The sequence below is a fragment of the Streptomyces sp. ATCC 21386 genome (genome assembly GCF_018728545.1).
Lineage (GTDB): Bacteria > Actinomycetota > Actinomycetes > Streptomycetales > Streptomycetaceae > Streptomyces.
Genome location: NZ_JAAVVL010000001.1, coordinates 1,827,796 through 1,847,040 on the forward strand (window position 1 = coordinate 1,827,796; position 19,245 = coordinate 1,847,040).

The window sequence follows — 19,245 nt, forward strand, 5'->3', positions numbered from 1 at the left end:
AAGGGTTATGACTGAGACCTCGCAGCGCACCCGCCCCCTCCGTGTCCTCGCCGCCATGTCCGGCGGGGTCGACTCCGCCGTGGCCGCCGCCCGCGCGGCGGAAGCCGGGCACGACGTGACGGGCGTCCATCTGGCGCTCTCCGCGAACCCGCAGTCCTTCCGGACCGGCGCGCGCGGCTGCTGCACGATCGAGGACTCCCGGGACGCCCGCCGCGCCGCGGACGTCATCGGCATCCCCTTCTACGTCTGGGACCTCGCCGAGCGCTTCCGCGAGGACGTCGTCGAGGACTTCATCGCCGAGTACGAGGCGGGGCGGACCCCGAACCCCTGCCTGCGCTGCAACGAGAAGATCAAGTTCGCGGCCCTGCTCGACAAGGCCCTCGCCCTGGGCTTCGACGCCGTCTGCACGGGTCACTACGCCCAGGTGATCGTGCGGGAGGACGGCACGCGGGAGCTGCACCGCGCCTCCGACATGGCCAAGGACCAGTCGTACGTCCTCGGCGTGCTCGACGACCGGCAGCTCGCCCACGCCCTGTTCCCCCTCGGCGACACGGTGACGACGAAGGACGAGATCCGCGCGGAGGCCGAGCGCAGGGGACTGGCGGTCGCCAAGAAGCCCGACTCCCACGACATCTGCTTCATCGCCGACGGCGACACCCAGGGCTTCCTCGCGAACCGGCTGGGCCGCTCCGAGGGCGACATCCTCGACGAGTCCGGCAACGTCCTGGGCACCCATGAGGGCGCCTACGGCTACACCATCGGCCAGCGCAAGGGCCTGCGCATCGGCACGCCCGCCCCCGACGGCAAGCCGCGCTACGTCCTCGACATCTCCCCGGTGGACAACACGGTGACGGTCGGCCCGGCTGCCGCCCTCGACGTCGACGCCCTGACCGCGATCCGCCCCCGCTGGTGCGGCGCGGCACCCACCGGCCCCGGCACCTACACGGCCCAGCTGCGCGCCCACGGCGGCGAGACCGAGGTCCGCGCGGAGCTGGTCGACGACGAGCTCCAGGTCCGCTTCACCGAGCCGGTCCGGGGCGTCGCCCCCGGCCAGGCGATCGTCCTGTACGACGGCACGCGCGTGGTGGGGTCGGCGACGATCGCGTCGACGACGCGTGCGCGGGCGGGCGCGGTGTAGCCCCTCGGCCCCGATCGTCCCCCTCCGGGTAGCCGTCCGCGCGTGCGCGGCGCAGGCTGCTTGGTGGGCTCGTCGAGCCCAGCCGGAGGCCTCACGGGGCCGCAGGGGGACGTAGGAGGCCGTGATGACAGCCATAGATCCGTCCGGGCAGCCGGGAAACCCGTCCGAGCGGCCCGGGGATCCGTCCGAGCGGCCCGGGGATCCGTCCGGGCCGTCCGGAAGTCCGTCCGGGCTGGGCGGGAATCGGTCCGGGAGGGATTCCGGACGCGCGTCCAGGAACCGGCGGAGTCTCACCCACCGCGTCCGCTACGCGCTGCGTCACCCCCGGCGCGTGCCCGCGCACGCCCGGCGGGTCGCGCGGGACACCTGGCTCCAGCTCAAGCACCGCGACCACATCTCCTACTACCGGGCCGTCATGGCCGCCGACACGGCGCGCAGCCCGGAGGCCGCCGTCGGGCACAACCCGTCGGTCGAGAAGTGGGAACGCATGGGCCGGATGCAGTTCGAGTACCTCCTGCGGCACGGCCTGGAACCACGGCACCGGATGCTGGAGATCGGCTGCGGGAACCTGCGGGCCGGGCGGCTGTTCATCGACCACCTGGACACCGGCAACTACTACGGCATCGACATCTCGCCGGCCATCCTCATGGAGGCGCAGCGCACCCTCGCCCGGGAGGGTCTGCAGGCCAAGCTGCCGCACCTGGCGCTCGTCGCCGACCTCACCTTCTCCTTCCTGCCCGCCGGGTACTTCGACGTCGTCCACGCGCACAGCGTGTTCTCCCACTCGCCGCCGCACGTCATCGAGCAGTGCCTCGCCCACGTCGGCCGTGTCCTCGCCCCGGGCGGCTTCTTCGACTTCACCTTCGGCCGCACCGAGGGCACCGAACACCAGGTGCTGCACGAGGACTTCTACTACCGGACCGAGACCCTCGTCGAACTCGCCCGGAAACACGGCCTGTCCGCCCGACTGATGGACGACTGGGAGGACCTGCCGCACCGCCAGTCGAAGATCCGCGTGACCGTGGCGGAGGAGACCGGCGGACCAGCGGCCCCCGATGTCGGTGCCGCCCCCTAACGTGGACGCATGAACATCTGTGTCTTCCTCTCCGCCGCCGACCTCGCCGACCGCTACACGGGCCCCGCGAAGGACTTCGCCAAAGCTGATCGGCAAGGGCGGACACACCCTGGTGTGGGGCGGTTCGGACGTCGGGTTGATGAAGGTGGTCGCAGACGGTGTGCAGGAGGCGGGCGGGAGACTGCTGGGCGTCTCGGTCGAGTTCCTGTCGGCGAAGGCACGGCCCGGCACCGACGAGATGGTGGTCGCGAGGGACCTCGCCGAGCGGAAGCGGCTGCTCCTGGAGAAGGCCGACGCGGTCGTCATCATGGTCGGCGGCACCGGCACGCTCGACGAGGCGACCGAGATCCTGGAGCTGAAGAAGCACGGCCACACCGAGATGCCGGTGGTCCTGCTGAACACCGCCGGGTTCTACGACGGGCTGAAGGAGCAGTTCCGGCGCATGGAGGACGAGGGCTTCCTGCCCCGCCCGCTGACCGACCTGGTCTTCTTCGCGGAGGAGCCGGTGGGGGCGATGGCGTATCTGGAGGAGAGCCGGGGCGTCGCCTGAGGCCGGGTGAGCCTGCGGCGGGGGCAGCGTGGGGTCGGGTGGGCGTGAGGGTGCGCCCCGAATGATGCGAGCATGACCGCATGGCTACTCATGTGATCACCGGGGCGGGTTCCGGCATCGGCGCGGCCGTCGCCCGACGGCTGCACGAGCGCGGGGACGACCTCGTGCTGCACGCGCGCGACGCGGGGCGGGCGAAGGAACTGGCGGCTCAGTTCCCGGGGGCGCGGACCCTGGTCGGCGATCTGGCGGACCCGGACAAGCTGTCCTGGGCCTTCTCCCACCAGACCCTGCCCGACCGGGTGGACTCGCTGCTGCACATCGCGGGTGTGGTCGACCTCGGCGCGGTGGGCGACCTGACGCCGAAGACCTGGCGGCACCAGCTCAACGTCAACCTCGTCTCGCCCGCCGAGCTGACCCGCCACTTCCTGCCCCAACTGCGGGCCGCACGAGGGCACGTGGTGTTCGTCAACTCGGGCGCGGGGCTCAACGCGCACGCGGACTGGTCCGCCTACGCGGCCTCCAAGCACGGGCTCAAGGCACTCGCCGACTCCCTGCGCTGGGAGGAGCACGGCAACGGGGTCCGGGTGACCACGGTCTACCCCGGGCGCACCGCCAGTCCCATGCAGGCGAAGGTCCACCAGCAGGAGGGCAAGGAGTACGACCCCGCGCGGTGGATCGCCCCGGAGTCGGTCGCCACGACGATCCTCATGGCCCTGGACCTCCCCCGGGACGCGGAGGTGAACGACCTGACGGTCCGGCCGGGCGCCTGAAAGGCGACCGGGGCTGCGGGCCTGAAAAGCAAGGGGCGCAGCCCCTGCTTTACAGGGGCGCGGGGAACTGCGCGAGAAGTCCCCACCGGACCCGCACTCGACAACACCCCACCCGACAACACACCCACCCGGCCAAGCCCCCCGCAGCGGAGCCGTACGCTTCGGGGCGTGAGCGAAGACTTCAGTTTCGGCCCGGCCACCGGCGTGGGATCCATGCCGGGCGGGGACGCCCGAGAAGCCGCCAAGACAGTCACCGGCACCTTCGAGTGGCCGGAGACAGGCATGGCGCACCTCCCCGAACTCCCCGCCCGAGGCCCCGGCGCCGACATGATCGGCAGAACCGCCGGCCTGCTCGTCGAGTTGTACGCCCGCGTGGAGCCCAGCGGCTGGCGCATCGGCGACCGCCCCGGCCGGGACACCAAGCGGGCCAGGTCGTGGCTGGGCGAGGACCTGGACGCACTGGAGGAGTTCACCCAGGGGTACGAGGGCCCGCTGAAGGTCCAGGCCGTCGGCCCCTGGACCCTCGCCGCCGCGCTGGAGCTGAAGAACGGCGAGGCCGCCCTCTCCGACCCCGGCGCCTGCCGCGACCTCGCCGGCTCGCTCGCCGAGGGCCTGCGCCAGCACCTCGCCGAGGTCCGGCGACGCGTCCCCGGCGCCCGGATCGTGCTCCAGCTCGACGAGCCGTCCCTCATCGCCGTCCTGCGCGGCCAGGTCAAGAGCGCCAGTGGCTACCGCACCCACCGCGCCGTGGACCGCCAGCTCGTCGAGGCCACCCTCAGGGACGTCATCGGCGTCCACGCGGAGCACGGGCCCGTCGTCGTGCACTCCTGCGCCCCCGACGTGCCCTTCGCGCTCCTGCGCCGCGCCGGTGCCACCGGTATCTCCTTCGACTTCACCTTGCTCACTGAGCGTGACGACGACATGATCGGGGAAGCGGTGGAAGGAGGCACGAAGCTGCTCGTCGGCGTCGTGCCGACCACCGAGGGGGCATTGTCAGAGGCTGCCGGTAGCGTCATGGGGGTCAGGACGCTGTGGCGCAGGCTGGGACTGCATCCGGGGCTGCTCGCGGACGCGGTCACGGTCACTCCGACGTGCGGGCTCGCGGGGGTCTCCCCGGCGAACGCACGCCGGGCGCTCGCCCACTGCGTCAAGGCGGCGAGATCCCTCGCGGACAACCCAGAGTGACGGAGGACAACACGGTGGCCGGCGACAAGGACGCACAGCCCACATCGGTACCCGCCGAGGCAGCGGTGCCCGCCGAGGCCCGCGAGAAGCACGCGCGGCTCGCCGAACAGATCGAGGAGCACCGCTTCCGGTACTACGTGAAGGACGACCCGATCGTCAGCGACGCGGAGTTCGACGAACTGCTGCGCACGCTGGAGGCGTTGGAGGACGAGTACAGCGAGCTGCGCACCCCGGACTCGCCGACGCAGAAGGTGGCCGTCGAGTACGAGACCGACCTCGCCGAGGTGGAGCACCGCGAGCGCATGCTCTCCCTCGACAACGTCTTCGACGACGAAGGGCTCGCCGCCTGGGCCGAGCGCGTCGCCAAGGACGTGGGCACGTCCGACTACCACCTGCTGTGCGAGCTCAAGATCGACGGCCTCGCGGTGAACCTGACGTACGAGGACGGCAGGCTCACCCGAGCCGCCACCCGGGGCACCGGCAGGACCGGCGAGGACATCACGCCCAACGTCATGACGATCGCCGAGATCCCGCACCGGCTGAAGGGCGACCGCGTCCCCCGCCTGGTCGAGATCCGGGGCGAGGTCTACTTCCCGATGGAGGCCTTCCAGGGCCTCAACGAACGCCGCGTGGCGGCCGGTGAGAAGCCGTACGCCAACCCCCGCAACTCCGCCTCGGGTTCACTGCGCCAGAAGGACCCCAAGGTCACCGCCACCCTGCCGCTGCACATGGTCGTCCACGGCATCGGTGCCCTGGAGGGCTTCGACGGCGGCTTCACCCGCCTCTCCCAGGCCTACGACCTCCTCAAGTCGTGGGGCCTGCCCACCGCCGAGCACAACAGGGTGGTCGACGACCTCGACGGCGTACGGGAGTTCATCGCCTACTACGGCGAGCACCGCCACTCCGTGGCGCACGAGATCGACGGCGCGGTCGTCAAGCTCGACGAGATCCGGCTCCAGGGCCGCCTCGGGTCGACGGCCCGCGCACCCCGTTGGGCGATCGCCTACAAGTACGCGCCGGAAGAGGTCAACACCAAGCTCATCGACATCAAGGTGGGCGTCGGCCGCACCGGCCGGGTCACCCCGTACGCCCAGGTCGAGCCGGTCACGGTGGCCGGCTCCGAGGTCGAGTTCGCCACCCTGCACAACCAGGAGGTCGTCAAGGCGAAGAACGTCCTCATCGGCGACACGGTAGTCATCCGCAAGGCCGGTGACGTCATCCCCGAGATCCTCGGGCCGGTCGTGGCGCTGCGCGACGAGAACGAGACGCGTCCCTTCGTGATGCCGAGCGAGTGCCCGGAGTGCGGGACGCCGCTGCGCGCGATGAAGGAGGGCGACATCGATCTGCGGTGCCCCAACGCCCGCAGCTGCCCAGCCCAGTTGAGAGAGCGCGTCTCGTACCTGGCGGGCCGGGAGTGCCTGGACATCGAGCACTTCGGCGGTGTCGCCGCCGCGGCCCTGACCCGCCCGCTGGAGCCGGCCGACCCGCCCCTGGTCGACGAGGGCGACCTCTTCGACCTCACCGTGGAGAAGCTGCTCCCCATCAAGGCGTACGTCCTGGACGCGGACAGCGGCCTGCCCAAGCACGACCCGAAGACGGGCGAACCGAAGATCGCCACGCCCTTCGCCAACAAGGAGGGTGGGCCCCGGAAGAACACGCTCGCGCTGCTCCAGAAGATCGAGGAGGCCAAGAGCCGTCCGCTCGCCCGCTTCCTCAACGGGCTCTCCATCCGCCATGTCGGACCGGTCGCCGCCCAGGCCCTGGCCCGCGAATTCCGTTCGATCGAGCGGATCGAGCAGGCCACGGAGGAGGAACTCACCGCGGTCGACGGGGTCGGCGCCATCGTCGCCGCGGCGCTCAAGGAGTGGTTCGCCGAGGAGTGGCACCGGGAGATCATCCGTAAGTGGAAGGCGGCCGGAGTTCCCCTGGAGGACAAGGGTGCCGGCGAGGACGAAGGTCCCAGGCCCCTCGAAGGGCTGACGGTCGTCGTGACCGGCACACTCGAACACCACACGCGCGACGGGGCCAAGGAGGCGCTGCAGAGCCGGGGCGCCAAGGTGACCGGCTCGGTGTCGAAGAAGACCTCCTTCGTCGTGGTCGGTGAGAACCCGGGCTCCAAGTTCGACAAGGCGATGCAGCTCAAGGTGCCCGTCCTGAACGAGGACGGCTTCGCCGTCCTGCTCGAACAGGGACCGGACGCGGCCGCGGAAGTCGCGCTCCCGATCGAGGAGTAGGGGTTGAAGGCCACCCGTTCGGCGCATACCAGATGCATACGGGTGGCCGGTCGCATTCGGGTAACCGACACCGACCGCTGCCCGTGGAAGCCTTGTGCGGCCTACTGTTGAGATGTGCGCCTGCCGTGCCCGGACGCGTGGCGGGTTCTCGGACGCGGTGTGGCCCCGGGTAGTCCGGGAGCAACGGGCCGCGTGGCGTGGGCACCGCCGGCTGTGAGAGGGACGGGAATGGAACCGACCGAGAGCGTCGCCCCGGACTCGCGGCTGCGCCGGGTCTCCGGGGCCTGGCGATGGGGCCGCTCCCTGTTCATGGGAGGACGCCCGTTCGAGGGAACCGGGGAGTCCGGACTTCGGGAGCCGGGCGGCCGGGGACCCGCGAGCCCCGATCAGGGGAGCCGGGAACGGGGACCCGGCCGGGCGACGCGGACGGAGCCCAGGACCGGGGTCACCTGGCCGCCGGGCCGTGCGGGTTCGAGCGCACGGCGCCCGCTCGTACCCGGCCCGGCACAGCTCACCTCCGGCACTGCGGTCGACGTGGGCGGGGCACCCGCCCTCACCGGCGCTCTCGGTGAGAGCCGCGGCCACGCGCTACCGGGCCACGAAGCCGACCGCCACCTGTCCTGGCCCGCACTGCCCGCCCTGATCGTGGGCCTGGCCGGCGCCATCCTGGGCGCCGGGTTCTACCGGGCGTTCGCGGGACAGCACGCCCTCTTCCCGGCCGGAGCGGTCGGCTGGTCCCTCGCCCTGCTCACCGGCATCATCGTCGGCCACCTCGTCGCCATGGGCCGCGCCCGCTGGTGGGGCGGCACCGGCTCCGGAGCCGCCCTCACCCTCGCCGTCCTGCTGCTCTACGGCTGGGTGGCCGCCGGCATGGTCAGCCTCACGGTCGTCGTGCTCGTCGGCGTCGCCCGCCGGGGGCGCTGGCGCCAGGGCGTGCTGCACGGCGCGGTCGACATCCTCGGCATCGGTGCCGCCGCGCTCGTCCTGCGGGTCTTCGGCCGCGTCCCCTCGGTGGAACAGCCCTGGGACCCGGACAGCTGGAACCTCTACTCGGCCCCCCAGGTGGCCCTGGTCGCCCTCGCCTATCTCGTGGTCAGCCGCGTCCTGCTCTGGTACCTGGCCGCACCGCGCGGCGGTCTGCCCACCGTCGCGCGCACGGCCCTGGTCAGACAGGGTCTCGTCGCCGTCGCGCTGCTCGGCATCGCCCCGCTGGTCTGCGTCGTCGCCCTCGCCCAGCCGCTGCTGCTGCCGCTCTTCGCCATCCCCCTCATCGCGCTCGACTCCACCCTGTGGATCGCTCGCGCCCGGGCCGAGGAACAGCTGCGCGACCCGCTCACCGGACTGCCGAACCGTCAGTGGCTGCTGGAACGCACCTGGAGCGCCCTGGACGACGCCGAACGCATCGGCGCGAGATCGGCACTGATGCTGATCGACCTCGACCGTTTCCGGTCCGTCAACGACACGCTCGGGCACCTCGCGGGTGACCGGCTGCTCTTGCAGATAGCCGACCGGCTGCGGGTCGCCCTGCCCCGCGGAGCGGAGGCCGCGCGACTCGGTGGTGACGAGTTCGCCGTCCTGCTGCCCGTCGCGGACTCCACCACGTCCGCGTCGCGCGTCGCCCGCAACCTCGTCGCCGCGCTCGGCTCACCGCTCGACCTCGACGGGCTCACCCTCGTCCTGGAGGCCAGCGCCGGACTCGCCGTCTTCCCGGACCACGCGCTCGACGCGGAGGGGCTGCTGCGGCGGGCGGACGTGGCGATGTACCAGGCGAAGCGGGACCGCACGGGCGTCGAGGTCTACGAGTCAAAGCGGGACTCCAACACCCCGGACCGGCTCGGTCTGCTCGGCGACCTGCGGCGCGCCCTGGACGCGCACGAGGTCGAGCTGCACTACCAGCCCAAGGTCCGCTTCGACGGGCAGGTCGCCGGTCTGGAGGCGCTGGTGCGCTGGGTGCATCCCGAGCGGGGGAAGGTACCGCCGGACGAGTTCATAGCGATCGCCGAGTCGTCCGGGCTGATGCCGCACCTGACGGAGTACGTCCTGGAGACGGCGCTCGGGCAGGTGGCGAGATGGCGGGCACAGGGGCTGCACGTGCCCGTCGCGGTGAACGTGTCCCCGCGTGACGTCCACACCCCCGGGTTCGCGGGTGCGGTGGCCGCGCGGCTGGCCCGGCACGGGGTGCCGGCCGGGGCGTTGCAGCTGGAGATAACGGAACACGTGCTCCTGGAGGACCCGCAACGGGCCGCGGACACGCTCGCCGGGCTGACCGGGCACGGGGTGAAGATGTCGCTCGACGACTTCGGGACCGGATATTCGTCGCTGGTGCACCTGCGGCGGCTGCCGGTGAGCGAGCTGAAGATCGACCGGTCGTTCGTGGCGCGGCTGGCCATCGACAACGAGGACGCGGAGATCGTGCGTTGCACGGTCGATCTCGCGCACTCGCTGGGGCTGCTCGTCGTGGCGGAGGGTGTCGAGGACGACGAGACGTGGGAGCGGTTGCGGGATCTGGGGTGCGATGCGGTGCAGGGGTGGCTCGTTGCTGCGGCGATGCCTCCCGAGGAGGCCACGGCGTGGCTGCGGGCGCGGGGGTCTCGGGGGTGGCAGCGGCCGGCGGCGGCGCTGCCGGCGGCGGCCGAGGAGTAGCGGGGGGGCGCCTGACAGCTCGGGGGTGCGGGTGCCTGGCGGGTGCGGCTCCGGTGGGGCTTCCCGGGCCGAAAAAGCAGGGCGCAGCCCGCTTTTTCAGGGGCGCGGGGAACTGCGCGAACAGCCCCCACCGGGCGGACGTGTGGGGGTCGAAGGGGCGCAGCCCCTGGGGGACGGGACGGGTAGGGGCGGCGGGGGCGAAGAACCCGTGCGCGGACAACGCCCCGCGCCCCATAGGATTGGCGCCAAACCACACACACTCACCCCAGAGGATCGCTGCATGCCTGGCATCACGCGCGAGGAGGTCGCCCACCTCGCACGGCTGGCGCGTCTGGAGCTGAAGCCCGAAGAACTCGAACACTTCGCGGGCCAGCTGGACGACATCATCGGCGCGGTCGCCCGCGTCAGCGAGGTCGCCGACCAAGATGTACCGCCGACCTCTCACCCGCTGCCGCTGACGAACGTCATGCGCGCGGACGAGGTCCGTCCGTCGCTCACCCCCGAGCAGGCGCTGTCCGCCGCCCCGGCCCAGGAGCAGCAGCGTTTCAAGGTGCCGCAGATCCTGGGGGAGGACTGATCACGTCATGACCGACAGCATCATCAAGCTCACCGCGGCCGAGATCGCCGCGAAGATCGCCGCCGGCGACCTCACCGCCGTCCAGGTCACCGAGGCGCATCTCGCCCGGATCGAGGCCGTCGACGAGAAGGTGCACGCCTTCCTGCACGTCGACCGCGAGGGCGCCCTCGCGCAGGCCCGTGCCGTCGACGAGAAGAAGGCCCGGGGCGAGAAGCTCGGGCCGCTCGCCGGTGTTCCCCTCGCGCTCAAGGACATCTTCACCACGGTCGGGGTTCCCACCACCGTCGGTTCGAAGATCCTGGAGGGCTGGATCCCGCCGTACGACGCCACCCTCACCAAGCGGCTGAAGGACGCGGACGTCGTCATCCTCGGCAAGACCAACATGGACGAGTTCGCCATGGGGTCCTCCACCGAGAACAGCGCCTACGGGCCGACCGGCAACCCCTGGGACCTCACCCGCATCCCCGGCGGCTCCGGCGGCGGTTCCTCCGCCTCGCTCGCCTCCTACCAGGCGCCCCTCGCCATCGGCACCGACACCGGCGGTTCCATCCGCCAGCCGGCCGCCGTCACCGGCACGGTCGGCGTCAAGCCGACGTACGGCGCGGTCTCCCGCTACGGCATGGTGGCGTTCTCCTCCTCCCTCGACCAGGGCGGGCCCTGCGCCCGCACGGTCCTGGACGCGGCGCTGCTGCACGAGGTGATCGCCGGCCACGACCCGCTGGACTCCACCTCCATCGACGCCCCGGTCCCGCCGGTCGTCGAGGCCGCCCGCAACGGCAGCGTCGCCGGGATGCGCGTCGGTGTCGTCAAGCAGTTCCGCGGCGAGGGCTACCAGGCCGGTGTCGTGCAGCGGTTCGACGAGTCCGTCGAGCTGCTGAAGGAGCTGGGCGCCGAGATCGTCGAGCTGGACTGCCCGTCGTTCGACCTGGCGCTGGCCGCGTACTACCTGATCGCGCCGAGCGAGTGTTCGAGCAACCTCGCCCGCTTCGACGGCCTGCGCTACGGCCTGCGGACCGGCGACGACGGCACCAACTCCGCCGAGGCCGTCACCTCCCTCACCCGTGAGGCGGGCTTCGGCCCCGAGGTGAAGCGCCGCATCATGCTCGGCACGTACGCGCTCAGCTCCGGCTACTACGACGCGTACTACGGCAGCGCCCAGAAGGTCCGTACGCTCATCACGCGGGACTTCGAGAAGTCGTTCGAGAAGGTCGACGTCATCGTGTCGCCGACCACGCCGACCACCGCCTTCCCGATCGGCGAGCGCGCCGACGACCCGATGGCGATGTACCTGGCGGACCTCTGCACCATCCCGACCAACCTCGCGGGCAACGCCGCGATGTCCCTGCCCTGCGGCCTCGCGCCGGAGGACGGGCTGCCGGTCGGGCTGCAGATCATCGCCCCGGCGCTGAAGGACGACCGTCTTTACAAGGTCGGCGCCGCCGTCGAGGCCGCCTTCGTGGAAAAGTGGGGGCACCCGCTCCTGGAGGAGGCTCCGTCGCTGTGAGCAACGCACTGTCCAAGGCCAAGGACTTCCAGAAGTCCAAGTCCGGTACGTACGTGTCCATCGCCACCACCGCCTTCGGCGCGTGGGGCATCGCCAAGCGGATCAAGAAGGCTCGCGCCGATCAGGACACGCTGCGGCTGATCGACGCGTCCGTGGCCGCCATCGGCATCGTCACCGGCCTCGCCGTCCTCTACCGCGAACTGAAGCGGCTGGGCGACGACGACGTCCTGCTGGGCTGAGACAGCGTGCCGGGACCGTTCCATCAGGGTCCGGTCCCGGCCCCGTCCGCACCGTCCCGAGGGGCGAGGGGGTCCGCCTCCCTCGGGCAGGCACACGACCAACGACAGACGAGGTACACCAGGGAGGTGGCGCAAGATGATCACGCATATGGAGATCGAGGGGTTCCGGTCCTTCCGTGACGCGGCGTTCGACCTCTCGCCGTTCACCGTCCTCGTCGGCCCGAACGGCTCCGGCAAGACCAATCTCCTGGAAGCGGTCGACCTGGCGTCCCAGATGTGCAAGGACGCCATGCTGGGCAGCTGGGGTATCGACAAGGAGTCGCTCTTCTTCTTCACCGATCTGCGCCCCGGGGACGAGCGCCGGGGCCGGGTGCTCGACCTCTTCCACCGGGACGGCGAGGGCTCCACCACCGGCCGAATCCGGTTGGTCATCTGCTTCCTGCAGTCCCACCGCGAGGAACTGAGCCATCTGCGCCTGGAACTCCGCGCGGAGCTCGGCGACAAACGCTCTCCGAGCGTCGCCGGCCGGGTCACCCTGCTGACGGAGCCACCGGTGGGCTGGGACCTCACCCCTGGCCAGCGCGCGCACATCGCGGAGACCGCCCGGAGGGGAATCCACGCCTTCCGTTCCCTCCCCGGCGGGCGTTGGACCTGGCTGGTCCCTGAACCCGCGCTGATGCGCACCCCTCCGGACCTGACGGACGAGCGCCGGCTGGCGCGCGACGGCCACAATCTCGCGGCCGTCCTCGGCCGCCTGTTGACCGACCCCGACCGGGACCGGCACCGGGAGTTGCTGCTGCGCGCCGACGCCGCGGCCGTGCTCCCTGGCCTCGTCGACCTGCGGCCCACACCCGACCCGCACAGTGGTGTGTGGGACCTGGACCTGATCTATCGCGACGCGCCACCCGTGCCAGTCCGGCTGGCTTCGTACGGGACCCTGCATGTACTGGCCCTGCTGACCGCGGCCCACGCGGGGCTCACGGTGCCGCCCCGGAGCCGCTCGAAGTCCTCCGGCCACGGGCCCAACCACTGTTCCACACTGATGATCGAGGACGTCGAGAACGGACTGCACCCGGCTCTGGTCCGGGAACTGGTCCGACGGCTGCGGCGCTGCACCGGCGAGGGACAGACCCAGCAGCTGATTGTCACCACCCACTCCCCGGTGGTGCTGTCCGCCGTCTACGACGACCACCCTGCGGACGTGTTCTTCGTGGACACCGTCAGCCGCGTCGGCGGGGGCGGCCCGCCCTCCCGGCACAGCAGGGTGCGGTCGCTGGCCGAGTCCGGCCCGCGCGGGACGTTCGTGCCGGCCCGGGAGGCCCGCCGGTACCTGGAGAGCGCGGTGGCGAGCGGAGCGTGACCCGTTACCTGACCCTGGGGCTGCTCGCCGAGGGCCCCGAGGACGAGATCTTTCTCTCCACGCTGGCGATACGCCAGCTGACCCGGCTGGCCGCGCGAGCACCCATGCCGTTCGACGTCGCCGACACGGTCCAGCGCGGGGAGGCCAGCACCGCGCGCACGGCGCACGTGCGGCTCTGCGAGGAGGCACAGGACCTGGCCACCACCTGTGACCTGCTGCTGGTGCACAACGACCACCGTGAGCGGGGCAAGATCGACAAGCTGAGGCAGGACGCCGCACCGCCCTTCGACTGCCGTATGGTCGCCGTCGTGCCCGTGCGGGAGACAGAGGCGTGGCTGCTCGCCGACTGCGGCCTGCTGCGCTCGCTGCCGGGGGCGGTGACCTCCGCCCTGCCGTGGGCCGGCGAGCCCACGGGTGCACAGGTCGAGCGGGTGCCCGACCCCAAGGCGCTGCTGGCCGCCGTCCTGCCCGGGTACGACACCCGCACGCTCGCGGAACTGCTCGGCCAGCGCGTCGACCTCGACCGTCTCCACACTCTTCCCGGGTACCAGCGGTGGTGCGCGGAGCTGACCAACGCACTGAAGGAGTTGCACTTCCTGTGACCACGACCGACCTCGTGTCGTACGAGGACGCCCTGGCGTCTTACGACCCCGTCATGGGCCTCGAGGTCCATGTCGAACTCGGCACCAAGACCAAGATGTTCTGCGGCTGTTCGACCGAGCTCGGTCAGGGCGCCAACACGCAGACCTGCCCCACCTGCCTCGGCCTGCCCGGCGCGCTCCCGGTCGTCAACGCGATCGGCGTCGAGTCGGCGATCAAGATCGGTCTCGCGCTGAACTGCGAGATCGCCGAGTGGTGCCGCTTCGCCCGGAAGAACTACTTCTATCCGGACATGCCGAAGAACTTCCAGACCTCCCAGTACGACGAGCCCATCGCCTTCAACGGCTACCTCGACGTGCAGCTGGAGGACGGCGAGACCTTCCGCGTGGAGATCGAGCGCGCCCACATGGAGGAGGACACCGGCAAGTCGACGCACGTCGGCGGTGCCACCGGCCGCATCCACGGCGCCTCGCACTCGCTGCTCGACTACAACCGCGCGGGCATCCCGCTCATCGAGATCGTCACCAAGCCGATCGAGGGCGCGGGCGAGCGGGCCCCCGAGGTCGCCAAGGCGTACGTCCGGGAGCTGCGCGAGGTCATCAAGGCCCTCGGCGTCTCGGAGGCCCGGATGGAGATGGGCCAGATGCGCTGCGACGTGAACCTGTCGCTGCGCCCGAACGGCACCGAGAAGTTCGGTACGCGTTCGGAGACGAAGAACGTCAACTCGCTGCGGTCCGTCGAGCGCGCCGCCCGCTTCGAGATCCAGCGGCACGCGGCCGTGCTGTCGTCCGGGGGGACGATCATCCAGGAGACCCGGCACTTCCACGAGGACACGGGGTCCACGACCTCGGGCCGGGTGAAGGAGGAGGCCGAGGACTACCGGTACTTCCCCGAGCCGGACCTCGTACCGGTGGCTCCCTCGCGCGAGTGGGTCGAGGAGCTGCGGGCCGCGCTGCCCGAGCTGCCGCTGGTCCGCCGCAACCGGCTCCGTGAGGAGTGGGGCATCAGCGGCACCGACATGCAGGCCATCCTCAATGCCGGTGCGCTGGAGCCGATCGTCGCCACCATCGAGGCCGGGGCGGACGCCGCCTCCGCCCGCAAGTGGTGGATGGGCGAGCTGGCCCGCAGCGCGAACGAGTCGGGCAAGGCGTTGGACGAGCTGGCCATCACGCCGCAGCAGGTCGCCCGCGTCACCGAGCTGGTCACCAAGGGCGACCTGAACGACAAGCTCGCCCGGCAGGTCATCGAGGGCGTCCTCGCGGGCGAAGGCACCCCGGACGAGGTCGTCGACAAGCGCGGTCTGAAGGTCGTCTCCGACGAGGGCGCCCTGACGACGGCGGTCGAGGAGGCCATCGCGGGCAACCCGGCCATCGCGGACAAGATCCGCGGCGGCAAGGTGGCCGCGGCCGGTGCCCTGGTCGGCGCGGTCATGAAGGCCACGCGCGGTCAGGCGGACGCGGCCCGCGTCAAGGAGCTGATCCTGGAGAAGCTGGGCGTCAGCGAGGGCTGAACGCGACAGCGGCTCCCCGCGTATCCCTGAGGGCGGCACATCACTGCGATGGGCCGCCCTCAGGCGTGTCACGGCAGTGACGCGGGGCGACAGAGTGCCGCCGTTTGTCTTGTGAGGTGCCTCGCATCCCGTGTGAGGAGGCCCTCAAAGGGACCAAACGATCAGATTGTGGTGCAAGAGTTGCCAGGAATTGTCCATGTCTCCCCTCCCCAGGAGCACAATCCGTGGCAGCCCTCGCGCGCTGGTGTGTCCGGCACCGTCTTGTCGCCGTCCTCCTGTGGCTTCTCGCCCTCGCCGGCACGGCCGCCGGCGCCGCCGTCGCGGGAGCCGCGTACTCGAACGACTACAAGACCCCCGGAACCGAGTCCAGCCACGCCACCGAGCTGCTGAACGAGGGCTTCCCGGGCGTCGGCGGGGACAGCGCCACCGTCGTCTGGCACACGAGCGACCGGGCCGGGAGCGTGCGGGCCGCCGCCGTCGAGCAGACGATGACCCGCACCCTCGACGAGATCGCCGACCTGCCCGGCGTCGCCGCCGTGACCGACCCCTACGACGGCGCCGACGGCGGCCGGATCAGCGAGGACGGCCGCACGGCGTACGCCACCGTCACCTTCGACCAGCCGGCCGAGGACATCGACAAGGCGCAGGCCGAGGCCGTCGTCGACACGGCGAAGTCCGCCGAGAACGACGGGCTCCAGGTGGAGCTGGGCGGTACGTCGATCGGGCTCACCGAGACCTCCGGCGGGCATCTCGCCGAGATCGTCGGGGTGCTGGTCGCCGCCGTGGTCCTCTTCCTGGCGTTCGGTTCGCTCGCCGCCAGTCTGCTGCCGCTCGCGACCGCCCTGGTCAGCGTGGGCACCGCCTATGCCGGGATCACCCTGCTCGGGCACGCGATGACGGTCGCCGACTTCGCGCCGATGCTGGGCACCCTCATCGGCCTCGGCGTCGGCATCGACTACGCGCTGTTCATCGTGACCCGGCACCGCCGAGGGCTGAAGCGGGGCCTGTCCGTCGAGGAGGCCGCGCGCAGCGCCGTCGCGACCACCGGACGGGCCGTGGTCTTCGCCGGCGCCACGGTCTGCATAGCCCTGCTCGGGATGCTGATCCTGCGGCTCGGCTTCCTCAACGGTGTCGCGATCGCCGCCTCCCTCACCGTGGTCCTCACCGTCGCCGCCTCCGTGACACTGCTGCCGGCCCTGCTGTCGTTCATCGGCATGCGGGCGCTGAGCCGCCGCGAACGCCGCCGCCTCGCCGAGCACGGCCCCGAACCCGAGCTGCCCACGGGCTTCGCCGCCCGCTGGTCCGCCTTCGTCGAACGGCACCCCAAGAAGCTCGGCGCCATCGCGCTCGTCGTCATGACCCTGCTGGCCCTGCCCACGCTCGGACTGCGCCTCGGCACCTCCGACCAGGGCAACGACCCGAAGACGACGACCACCCGCCAGGCCTACGACCTCCTCGCCGGGGGCTTCGGGCCGGGCGTGAACGGCCCTCTGACCCTGGTCACCGAGGTCGACGGCGCCGCCGACAAGCTCGCGCTCGACCACCTCGACACCACACTCAGGGCCACCGAGGGCGTCTCGGTGGTGACCCCGGTGACCTTCAGCGCCGACGGCGACACCGCGTACCTCACCGTCGTACCCGACTCCTCCCCGCAGTCCGCGAGGACCAGCGAGCTGGTCGAACGACTGCGCGACGAGGTGCTGCCGCGCGCCGAGACCGGCACCTCCCTCGATCTGCACGTCGGCGGGGTGACCGCCGGATACGACGACTTCGCGGACGTCATCGTCGGCAAGCTCCCGCTGTTCGTCGGCGTCGTCATCGGCCTCGGCTGTCTGCTGCTCCTGCTCGCCTTCCGGTCCGTCGGGATACCGCTCAAGGCCGCCGCGATGAACGTGGCCGCCGTCGCCGCCGCGTTCGGCGTGGTCGTCGCGATCTTCCAGTGGGGCTGGGGGAGCGAGCTGCTCGGCCTCGGCCGGGCCGGGCCCATCGAACCCTTCCTCCCCGTGATCATGGTCTCGGTCCTCTTCGGGCTCTCCATGGACTACCAGGTCTTCCTGGTCAGCCGGATGTACGAGGAGTGGCTGGAGACCGGCGACAACCGGCGCGCGGTCCGGGTCGGCCTCGCCGAGACCAGCCGGGTGATCAACTCCGCGGCGGTCATCATGATCTCCGTCTTCCTCGCCTTCGTGCTCAGCGGCGACCGTGTGATCGCCATGTTCGGCATCGCGCTCGCCGCCGCCGTCGCCCTGGACGCCTTCGTCCTGCGTACGCTCCTCGTCCCCGCCCTCATGCACCTGCTCGGCGGCGCCAACTGGTGGCTGCCGCGCTGGCTCGACCGCCGCATGCCCCGCATCAGCATCGAGCCGCCCGAGACCCGCGCCGCCCATGAGAGGCTCGCGGACGTCGTGGTGGAAGACGTGGAGAAGGAGCGGCCGACGGATGTACGCGATATCCCTGGGTGACGACGGAGCCCAACTGCGGCCCCTGGAGCCCTGGCACGCCGAGGAGTTCCTCGCCCACCTGGAGCGGGGACGGGACTTCATCAACCAGTACGTCCCCTTCGGACAGAGCGCCACGGACGTCGAGGGCGCGCGCGCCGTCCTCCAGCGGTACGCCGACATGCGCTCCGCCGACACCGGCTCCCTGCACGGGATCTGGCTGGACGGCAAGCTCGTCGGCGGGGTCCTCTTCCTCAACTTCGACGCGGAGAACGCCAACTGCGAGGTCGGCTGCTGGCTGGAGCCCGCCGGCACCGGACGGGGACTGGTCACCCGCGCGATGCGGATCCTCATCGACTGGGCCGTCGACGTCCGCGCGATCCACCGCGTCGAGTGGATCGCGGCCTCCGGCAATACGCCGAGCCTGAACGTGGCGCGGCGGCTCGGCATGGTCAGGGACGGTGTGCAGCGGGAGAGGTATCCCCATCGGGGCGTCCGGCACGACTTGGAGATATGGTCCGTCCTGGCGCCCGAATGGCGTGCGGCACGCGCTCGCGACGGTCACAGCGAGCGTTAAGAAACCTCTCAGACAACATTCGTACGGTGCGAGGTATGGGAACCAAGACAGTTGACGAGACCGGGGCCGACACGGGCGCCGAGGCCAGGAACGACGACGAGTCGGTGAAGGGCACCGACGTCACCAAGGAGGACGCGGCCCGGGAGGAGACCGCGACGCCGGCCGGCGACTCGGTCGAGACCGACGGCGCCGACGCCTCCGACGAGGCCGGAGAGTTCGACGAGGAGTTCCCGCCGGCCACCGCGAAGGCGACGCCGGGCGTCGGTCAGGGTGCCGCCGGCATTGTGTCGGTGGTGCTGGGCCTCGTCTCCCTGACGGGCGGCTGGGTCGGCACCGTCGCCTCCGCGCGTGAGGAGATCACCGGGCAGCTGGAGATGCAGGCCGCGACGAACGCGACCGTCGCCACCCAGCTCCAGGCCGTCTACGGCGACGCCTGGCAGGCCTCCGCCCTGTGGGGCGGCGTCTTCGCGCTGGTCGGCCTGATCGTCGGCGTGGCCGTACTGGTGCGGCCCGCGTTCGGCGACCCCGACCAGGTACAGGCACCGTGGATCAAGTCGGTCGCCTGGGCCGGTGTCTCGGTCGGTTTCATCGGGCTGGTGCTGGCCGCTCTGAAGTACTCCGACCTCCTGCTCGCACTGCCTAAGACCTGACGCGCCCGCCCGGTCCGGGCGGAGCGACTGCTTCTGAGGGGCCTTAGGCCCGCCGTAGGTATGCCTACGGCGGGCCTAAGGCCCTTCCGGCGTTCAAGATGCGGAACTCTCCCGATGTGACGCACCCCCCTCACGGACGAAGGTTGAGGCATCGCGGCAAGCGAGCCGAGACCGACGCTTCACGAGGGGTAACAG

At 71.3% G+C, this 19,245-nt stretch carries 15 protein-coding genes and 1 pseudogene; all 16 read left to right on the forward strand.

Annotation, left to right across the window (positions count from 1 at the left end; translation table 11 throughout):
• Window positions 1-7: 7 nt before the first annotated feature.
• The 16 genes and pseudogenes from mnmA to GWK25_RS08125 all read left to right on the forward strand — a co-directional run bounded on the left by mnmA (window position 8) and on the right by GWK25_RS08125 (window position 19,050).
• The gene (gene mnmA, locus GWK25_RS08050; RefSeq protein WP_215449127.1) at window positions 8-1,138 is read left to right on the forward strand and encodes a tRNA 2-thiouridine(34) synthase MnmA; all 1,131 of its coding nucleotides are present in this window, start codon (window positions 8-10) and stop codon (window positions 1,136-1,138) included.
• A gap of 313 nt (window positions 1,139-1,451) precedes the next feature.
• Entirely contained in the window at window positions 1,452-2,213 is a 762-nt protein-coding gene (locus GWK25_RS08055) for a class I SAM-dependent methyltransferase (RefSeq protein WP_251829558.1), read from the forward strand.
• Window positions 2,214-2,222: 9 nt separating this feature from the next.
• Window positions 2,223-2,763: pseudogene (locus tag GWK25_RS08060) on the forward strand (TIGR00730 family Rossman fold protein).
• 80 nt (window positions 2,764-2,843) lie between these two features.
• Window positions 2,844-3,533: an SDR family oxidoreductase gene (locus tag GWK25_RS08065; RefSeq protein ID WP_215449128.1), complete on the forward strand. Its 690-nt coding sequence runs from the start codon at window positions 2,844-2,846 to the stop codon at window positions 3,531-3,533.
• 168 nt (window positions 3,534-3,701) lie between these two features.
• Window positions 3,702-4,718 (forward strand): methionine synthase, encoded by a 1,017-nt coding sequence (locus GWK25_RS08070; protein ID WP_215449129.1) that lies wholly within the window; start codon window positions 3,702-3,704, stop codon window positions 4,716-4,718.
• Between the two features lie 14 nt (window positions 4,719-4,732).
• On the forward strand, window positions 4,733-6,952 hold the full coding sequence (ligA, locus tag GWK25_RS08075) for an NAD-dependent DNA ligase LigA (RefSeq protein ID WP_215457266.1): 2,220 nt from the start codon (window positions 4,733-4,735) through the stop codon (window positions 6,950-6,952).
• Between the two features lie 228 nt (window positions 6,953-7,180).
• Window positions 7,181-9,595, forward strand: a complete 2,415-nt coding sequence (locus tag GWK25_RS08080) for a bifunctional diguanylate cyclase/phosphodiesterase (RefSeq protein WP_215449130.1) — start codon at window positions 7,181-7,183, stop codon at window positions 9,593-9,595.
• A gap of 280 nt (window positions 9,596-9,875) precedes the next feature.
• Entirely contained in the window at window positions 9,876-10,172 is a 297-nt protein-coding gene (gene gatC, locus GWK25_RS08085; protein ID WP_005480000.1) for an Asp-tRNA(Asn)/Glu-tRNA(Gln) amidotransferase subunit GatC, read from the forward strand.
• Between the two features lie 7 nt (window positions 10,173-10,179).
• Window positions 10,180-11,676, forward strand: a complete 1,497-nt coding sequence (gatA, locus tag GWK25_RS08090) for an Asp-tRNA(Asn)/Glu-tRNA(Gln) amidotransferase subunit GatA (protein WP_215449131.1) — start codon at window positions 10,180-10,182, stop codon at window positions 11,674-11,676.
• Window positions 11,673-11,915, forward strand: coding sequence for a hypothetical protein (locus GWK25_RS08095; RefSeq protein ID WP_215449132.1), 243 nt, complete (start codon window positions 11,673-11,675; stop codon window positions 11,913-11,915). Before gatA ends, GWK25_RS08095 begins: the two co-directional genes overlap by 4 nt.
• Window positions 11,916-12,051: 136 nt before the next feature.
• Complete coding sequence (locus tag GWK25_RS08100) at window positions 12,052-13,275, forward strand: AAA family ATPase (protein WP_215449133.1); 1,224 nt, start codon at window positions 12,052-12,054, stop codon at window positions 13,273-13,275.
• A complete protein-coding gene (locus GWK25_RS08105) occupies window positions 13,272-13,877 on the forward strand; it encodes a DUF4276 family protein (protein ID WP_215449134.1) in 606 nt (201 codons plus the stop codon). The genes GWK25_RS08100 and GWK25_RS08105 overlap by 4 nt, the downstream gene beginning before the upstream one ends.
• The gene (gene gatB, locus GWK25_RS08110; protein ID WP_215449135.1) at window positions 13,874-15,385 is read left to right on the forward strand and encodes an Asp-tRNA(Asn)/Glu-tRNA(Gln) amidotransferase subunit GatB; all 1,512 of its coding nucleotides are present in this window, start codon (window positions 13,874-13,876) and stop codon (window positions 15,383-15,385) included. Before GWK25_RS08105 ends, gatB begins: the two co-directional genes overlap by 4 nt.
• 224 nt (window positions 15,386-15,609) lie before the next feature.
• Window positions 15,610-17,847, forward strand: coding sequence for an MMPL family transporter (locus tag GWK25_RS08115; protein ID WP_215449136.1), 2,238 nt, complete (start codon window positions 15,610-15,612; stop codon window positions 17,845-17,847).
• The gene (locus GWK25_RS08120; RefSeq protein WP_215449137.1) at window positions 17,825-18,400 is read left to right on the forward strand and encodes a GNAT family N-acetyltransferase; all 576 of its coding nucleotides are present in this window, start codon (window positions 17,825-17,827) and stop codon (window positions 18,398-18,400) included. Before GWK25_RS08115 ends, GWK25_RS08120 begins: the two co-directional genes overlap by 23 nt.
• Before the next feature lie 35 nt (window positions 18,401-18,435).
• On the forward strand, window positions 18,436-19,050 hold the full coding sequence (locus GWK25_RS08125) for a hypothetical protein (RefSeq protein WP_215449138.1): 615 nt from the start codon (window positions 18,436-18,438) through the stop codon (window positions 19,048-19,050).
• The last annotated feature ends 195 nt before the right edge of the window (window positions 19,051-19,245 follow it).

Coding starts and splice junctions, on each gene's coding strand:
- mnmA (WP_215449127.1), top strand. CDS start 8: ATGACTGAGACCTCGCAGCGCACCCGCCCCCTCCGTGTCCTCGCCGCC.
- GWK25_RS08065 (WP_215449128.1), top strand. CDS start 2,844: ATGGCTACTCATGTGATCACCGGGGCGGGTTCCGGCATCGGCGCGGCC.
- GWK25_RS08080 (WP_215449130.1), top strand. CDS start 7,181: ATGGAACCGACCGAGAGCGTCGCCCCGGACTCGCGGCTGCGCCGGGTC.
- gatC (WP_005480000.1), top strand. CDS start 9,876: ATGCCTGGCATCACGCGCGAGGAGGTCGCCCACCTCGCACGGCTGGCG.
- gatA (WP_215449131.1), top strand. CDS start 10,180: ATGACCGACAGCATCATCAAGCTCACCGCGGCCGAGATCGCCGCGAAG.
- GWK25_RS08100 (WP_215449133.1), top strand. CDS start 12,052: ATGATCACGCATATGGAGATCGAGGGGTTCCGGTCCTTCCGTGACGCG.
- GWK25_RS08120 (WP_215449137.1), top strand. CDS start 17,825: ATGTACGCGATATCCCTGGGTGACGACGGAGCCCAACTGCGGCCCCTG.
- GWK25_RS08125 (WP_215449138.1), top strand. CDS start 18,436: ATGGGAACCAAGACAGTTGACGAGACCGGGGCCGACACGGGCGCCGAG.